At 61.6% G+C, this 6174-nt stretch carries 7 protein-coding genes; 5 read left to right on the top strand and 2 right to left on the bottom strand.

Annotation, left to right across the window (positions count from 1 at the left end; genetic code table 11):
* Window positions 1-136: 136 nt before the first annotated feature.
* On the bottom strand, window positions 137-634 hold the full coding sequence (locus tag VK792_RS04005) for a MarR family winged helix-turn-helix transcriptional regulator (protein WP_326296059.1): 498 nt from the start codon (window positions 632-634) through the stop codon (window positions 137-139).
* A 238-nt stretch (window positions 635-872) separates the two neighbouring features.
* On the opposite strand from VK792_RS04005, the gene ectA reads away from it, so the two are divergent.
* The 5 genes from ectA to VK792_RS03980 all read left to right on the top strand — a co-directional run bounded on the left by ectA (window position 873) and on the right by VK792_RS03980 (window position 4868).
* A complete protein-coding gene (gene ectA, locus VK792_RS04000) occupies window positions 873-1406 on the top strand; it encodes a diaminobutyrate acetyltransferase (RefSeq protein WP_326296058.1) in 534 nt (177 codons plus the stop codon).
* A 36-nt stretch (window positions 1407-1442) separates the two neighbouring features.
* Window positions 1443-2735 carry a diaminobutyrate--2-oxoglutarate transaminase gene (gene ectB, locus VK792_RS03995; RefSeq protein ID WP_326296057.1) on the top strand — a complete coding sequence of 431 codons (1293 nt, stop codon included), beginning with the start codon at window positions 1443-1445 and terminating at the stop codon, window positions 2733-2735.
* A gap of 5 nt (window positions 2736-2740) precedes the next feature.
* Window positions 2741-3136 (top strand): ectoine synthase, encoded by a 396-nt coding sequence (locus VK792_RS03990; protein ID WP_326296056.1) that lies wholly within the window; start codon window positions 2741-2743, stop codon window positions 3134-3136.
* A 1-nt stretch (window position 3137) separates the two neighbouring features.
* Window positions 3138-4562 (top strand): aspartate kinase, encoded by a 1425-nt coding sequence (locus VK792_RS03985; protein ID WP_326296055.1) that lies wholly within the window; start codon window positions 3138-3140, stop codon window positions 4560-4562.
* A gap of 114 nt (window positions 4563-4676) precedes the next feature.
* Window positions 4677-4868, top strand: a complete 192-nt coding sequence (locus tag VK792_RS03980; protein ID WP_326296054.1) for a hypothetical protein — start codon at window positions 4677-4679, stop codon at window positions 4866-4868.
* 618 nt (window positions 4869-5486) lie between these two features.
* On the opposite strand, the gene VK792_RS03975 is transcribed toward VK792_RS03980, so the two are convergent.
* Window positions 5487-6131: a peroxiredoxin gene (locus VK792_RS03975; protein WP_326296053.1), complete on the bottom strand. Its 645-nt coding sequence runs from the start codon at window positions 6129-6131 to the stop codon at window positions 5487-5489.
* Between the last annotated feature and the right edge of the window lie 43 nt (window positions 6132-6174).

Genomic DNA, 6174 nt, shown 5'->3' with positions numbered 1-6174 from the left:
GCATCAGCATGACTCGCACGGCCAGCACCAAATGGGAATCCCAATTCGGACTCGTTTGTCGCGATCAATCCACTAGGCACACGGGCCGGGGGGCGTTTTCAGGCCAACATGTCCCCGGGCCGGCCCGGCGTGTGGATCAGCCCGGTCTTGGCGGCTGGATTTCCCCACTGGTCAGAACTGGCGCGGCGTCGATGTCACGCGCGTCCAGCATGTCGGCCACCCGTTCCAGCGACGCCACCAACTGGGCCTGTTCCCAATCGGCCAGCTTGGCAAAGGCGCGGACATAGCGCTGTTGCAGGGCGTCGGGCGCATCTTGCAACCGGCTGCGGCCTTGCGGCGTGGCCACGACATACGTCTGGCGCCGGTCGGTTTGCGACGGAACCCGTTCGACCAATCCACGCGCCACCAGCTTGTCCACCAGCGCGGTCACCGTCGCCTGGCTCACCCCCATCTGGCGGGCCAGCGCCTTGGGCGTGGCATCGTCGCGGGCGGCCACGATCTGCAACACCCGCAACTGTGCCGGGGTCAGCCCGGCGGCATGGGCAAGGTCGCGGGCATAAAGCTCGGTCGCGCGCAGGATACGGCGCAGGGCGATCAGGCTTTCGTCGGTACGATCATGAAGGGGCGTCGTCATCCGCTGAGTATGCCACCGAGTCGGGAATGCTTCAATCGACGAACCACCTTTCTGAAAAATGTGAAAAGTACCTAAGCAAATTTCTGAATGTAGACACCCGCCGATGTGGGGTGTTGTGCTGACTTTGGCCTAAAAATCTAAAAATAATATGGGGTTCCTACAAATTCTATGATGCCCTTGAAACTCAAGGCACTCTAAACTAGTTAGTTAATCGAACTAATAAGGAGGCCCTGAGCCCGTGCCGAAAGACAGTGTACCCACCCGAACGCGTCAGCCCCGCCTGCGCAAACCCAACGCGACAGACGGGGCGGACATCTGGGCGCTTGTGAAAACCTGCAAGCCGCTCGACGAGAACTCGATGTATTGCAACCTGGTCCAGGCCGACCATTTCCGCGATACCTGCGTGGTGGCCGAGATGGACGGGCAGATCGTCGGATGGATTTCCGGCCACATGATCCCGGACCGCTCCGAACTGTTCATCTGGCAGGTCGCTGTCAGCCCCAAGGCGCGTGGCCTGGGCCTTGGCAGGCGGATGCTGCAAGAGCTGATCGACCGTGACGCCTGTGCCGATGCGGATCACCTGAAAACCACAATCACCCGGGACAATGCCGCCTCTTGGGCGCTGTTCCGCAGCTTTGCGCGGTCGCTCGGCGCCCCCCTGACGGAAAAGCCGCATTTCCAGCGCGAAGCGCATTTCGACGGGCACCACGCAACCGAACACATGGTGACGATCACGCTGCCCCCGGCCGAAAACCTGGCGCGCGCCGCCTGAGCACCATTTCCCAGACATTTCCGAAAAGGAGAGATCATGCCCAAGGACATGACCCAAACCCCCGCGATTTTCGAACGCCGCGAAAGCGAAGCGCGGTCTTACTGCCGGTCGATGCCGTCGACCTTCGCAACCGCCCGCGGCTCAGAGTTGTTCGACGATAGCGGCAACCGGTGGATCGACTTCCTTGCCGGATGTTCTTCGCTGAACTATGGCCATAACGATCCCGACATGAAGGCGGCGTTGATCGATCATATCGCCGCTGACGGCATCGCTCACGGGTTGGATTTTCACACCACCGCCAAGGCCGATTTTCTTGAAGCTTTCGAGTCCTATATCCTGTCGCCGCGCGGCATGGATCATCGGGTGATGTTCACCGGCCCAACCGGTGCCAACGCTGTCGAGGCGGCGATGAAGATCGCCCGCAAGGTGACGGGCCGGACCAATATCATCGCCTTCACAAACGGCTTTCACGGCGTCACCGCCGGGGCGCTTGCCGCGACCGGCAACGGGTATCACCGCGGCGGCGCGGGCATGGCATTGAACGGCGTGACGCGGATGCCATTTGACGGCTATTTCGGCGATGCCGCCGACAGCGCCGATTTCCTCAAGGCGATGCTGTCCGACAAATCCGGCGGCGTGGATGCCCCGGCCGCGATTCTGCTGGAAACGGTGCAGGGCGAAGGCGGGTTGAACGTTGCCAGCCCCGCGTGGGTGCAGCGTATCGCCAAGTTGGCCCGCGACCATGGCGCGCTGCTAATCATTGACGACATCCAGGCCGGCTGCGGTCGCTGCGGCACGTTCTTTTCCTTCGAGGAGATGGGCGTTACCCCGGATATCGTGACCATGGCGAAATCGGTGTCGGGCTTTGGTCTGCCGATGGCGATGGTGCTGGTGCGCCCGGACCATGACGTGTTCGGCCCGGCCGAACACAACGGTACCTTCCGAGGGAACACTCATGCGTTCGTCACCGCCCGTGTCGCGATTGAAAAGTTCTGGGCCGATGGCACCTTCCAGGCGGAACTGGGCCGGAAGGCCGAACTGATCCGCGCCGGACTGACCGAACTGGCGGACATGGTGCCGGGTGCCCGGCTGAAAGGCCGCGGCCTGATGCAAGGCGTCGATGTCGGCTCGGGTGAACTGGCCGGCGCAATCTGCAGCCGCGCCTTTGAAAACGGGTTGGTGATCGAAACCTCTGGCAACGAAGACCAGGTGGTCAAGGTTTTGGCGCCGCTGACCACGCCCAAGGCGACCTTTGCCAAAGGGTTTGACATCCTTCTGGCCGCCGCGCGCGATGTGCTGGCCGCCCCCACCAAGATCGCAGCGGAGTAACAGGCATGATCGTAAGAGACTTCGACGAGATCATCAAAACCGACCGCGATCGCGTGGTATCTGATGCCCGCTGGACATCGGTACGGATGCTGCTGGCAAACGACGGGATGGGGTTTTCCTTTCACATCACGTTTCTGGAGGAAGGTTCGGAACATACGTTCGAATACAAGAACCACTTCGAAAGCGTATATTGCATGAAGGGCACAGGCTCGATCACGGATCTGGCCACCGGCGAAACCCATGCGATCAGGCCCGGCGTGATGTACGCGCTGGACAAGCACGACCGTCACATCCTGCGCGCCGAAGAAGAACTGGTCATGGCCTGTTGTTTCAATCCGCCGGTCACCGGCGACGAGGTGCACCAGCCGGATGGCTCCTACGCGGTGCCCAAGGAGGCCTGACATGACCCACACCGTGGAAAAGATCGGCGGGACATCCATGTCCCGTCTGAAGGACCTGCGCGATACGCTGTTCATCGGCGGCCGGACGGGCCCCGACCTCTATGGTCGCATATTCGTGGTCTCTGCTTTTGGTGGCATCACCAACCTGTTGCTGGAACACAAGAAATCTGGGGAGCCCGGCGTCTACGCGTTGTTCGCCAACGATGATACCAATCAAGGCTGGCACGACCAGTTGGATCGTGTTGCCGCCGCGATGAAAGCGGCGCATGCGGCCATCCTTGGCCATCCCGGCGACCGCCAGCAGGCCGATGCCTTTGTCGATGAACGCATCCACGGCACCCGTGGCTGCCTGTTCGATCTGCAACGGCTGTGTTCCTACGGCCATTTCCGTCTGGCGGAACACATGGGCCAGACGCGCGAATTGCTGTCCGGACTGGGAGAGGCGCATTCGGCCTTTGTCACGGTCCTGATGCTGCAACGCGCGGGTGTCGACGCCCGGTTTGTCGACCTGTCTGGCTGGCGCGATGACGGCGACGCAAGTCTTGACGCTCGCATCCTGAGCGCGCTGAACGGTGTCGATCCGTCCCGCGAAATGCCCATCGTCACTGGCTATGCCCAATGCGTCGAAGGGTTGGTGGGCGAATTTGACCGGGGCTATTCCGAGGTCACATTTTCGCGGATGGCGGCGCTGACCGGCGCGCGTGAGGCGATCATTCACAAGGAATTTCACCTGTCGTCCTGCGATCCCGGGCTGGTGGGGGAAGGCGCCGTGCGCAAGCTGGGCAGGACAAACTATGACGTGGCCGACCAGTTGTCGAACATGGGAATGGAAGCGATCCACCCCAAGGCGGCCAAGACCCTGCGACAGGCCGATGTGCCGCTTCGGGTCACCAATGCGTTCGAACCCGACGACCCCGGCACACTGATCGACGATCAGCCCGCGACAGAACCGGCGGTGGAAATCATCACCGGGCTCGAGATCGTGACGCTGGAGGTGTTCGAACAGGATATGGTGGGCGTCAAGGGTTATGATGCAGCGATCCTCGATATCCTGAAACGCCACAACGTGCGGATCGTGTCGAAGGTTTCGAATGCCAACACGATCACGCATTACCTGGACAGCTCGCTGAAAACGCTGCGCCGGGTCGAGCGTGACATCAAGGCGATCTATCCCGCCGCCACTGTGACCACCCGCCGCCTTGCGATGGTTTCGGTGATCGGGCGCGACCTGAACGGCTTGTCGGTGCTGACCCGTGGCTTGCAAGCCATTGCCGGCGCCGGGTTGGAGGTAATCGGTGCAAGTCAGGGACCGCGCAATGTCGATGTGCAGTTCGTACTGGACCGCGCGATGATGGATGCGGCCATTGCCGCGCTTCATGCCGAACTGATCGAAGACCGCATGCAGGCCATGCCACAAGCAGCCTGACATCCCCCTGTATGGGCGCTGCCGCGGCGTCTTGTTTCGGGGGGCGATCTGAATCGTTGACAGGGCAGGTGCCGGGTTCAACACTCATCCTGCGAACAAATGGAAGGAAACGCGATGGCCACCTATCGGTGTAGCGTCTGCGGCATGGGGGTGAATGCCTCTTGTGCCGATTGCAACGAACCGCTTGTGAACGACACCCTGACGCTGGATGACGGATCGCAGGTGCAGATTTCCCGCTGTCCCAAGTGCGAGGGCAAGATCAAGTCCCCGATGTGCTGTGGGCAGGACATGACCTGCGAAGCCTAGCGCAAAAGACAAGAACTCCCGCGGCGGGTGCCCCCCGCGGAAAGTCCCGTCCAACGCCGCCATCATCAGCGTGCCATGGACAAAAGCCGCATCGCGCGCGAGACGGCTGATCGACGCCAGAGTATGGCTCGCAAGACCGTCGCCGTCACAGGGATATTTCTGACGCTGAACGCATCGCCATCGTAGAACAGGTGATCCCACTGGCTGCCGTCTGTGGGGAAAGCGTTGGACAGGCAATAGATTTCCGTCCGCAACTTCTGCACACCCGTCACCCTGGCGCCGATCGCGGCCCGGGCGCCCAGCTATTGCTTGAACCACGGCGCTGCGGAAAAATGATCGGCTTTTGGGGGCAGGCTCCAGACCACCTTGATCCCTGCTGTTTCGCGGACATTGTCCAGCAGGCGGTGGTGGGGGCAGTGGCCCCAGAACGCGGATCGACATCGAGCAGCGGATGACGATGGCCCCCTTCATCGTGTCGGGGTCTTGAAGAACGTGTCTCCGGCATCCGGTTGCTTGGTCCCGAAAGGGTTTGACGACCGGATGGGGTGACGAATGCACGTTCCCCAAGGTCTGTGGTGACGGGACGGGGCGGCCACGGTAAGCGGCCGCCCCGTGGGCTCAGATTGCGCGTGTCGAGAAATACCAATCGACAGTGTTGTAGCCTTCGCCGGCACGGGCCATTGCGGCCTCAGGCGTGGCAGGGGTCGGCACGATCACCTCGTCACCCGGTTTCCAGTTTTCGGGCATGGCGCATTTGTGTTCGTCTGCGGTCTGAAGGGCGACCAGCAGGCGGTGGATTTCCGCAACCGACCGGCCCGCGTTCATCGGGTAATAGACCATGGCGCGCAGCACGCCTTCGGGGTCGATGATGAACGTCGCCCGCACGGCGGCGGTGTCTGACGCGCCCGGCTGGATCATGCCATAGGCCTGTGCCACGGCCATGTTCAGGTCGGCGATGATCGGGAATTTGATCTCGACCCCGAACTTTTCCTTGATGTTCAGCATCCAGGCAATGTGGCTGTAGTGGCTGTCAATCGAAAGGCCCAGAAGTTCGGTGTTCATCGCGGTGAACGCGTCCTGCATCTTGGCGAAGGCGATGAATTCGGTGGTGCAGACCGGGGTGAAGTCCGCCGGGTGCGAAAACAGGATCAGCCATTTGCCGCGATAATCTTCCAGTGTCTTGCGGCCATGGGTGGTGGGCGCATCGAAGGCGGGGGCGGTTTCGTTCAGGCGGGGCCCAGTGGGCTGGATTTGATCGGTCATGTCTGTGTCTCCGTCGTGACTGTTGTCAGGGTTGATGCGCCAG

It is taken from the genome of Mesobacterium hydrothermale (genome assembly GCF_035818635.1).
Classification (GTDB): Bacteria; Pseudomonadota; Alphaproteobacteria; order Rhodobacterales; family Rhodobacteraceae; genus Mesobacterium_A; species Mesobacterium_A hydrothermale.
The sequence above is the reverse complement of the archived record's forward strand: the minus strand, read 5'-3'. Positions and strand labels throughout refer to the sequence as shown.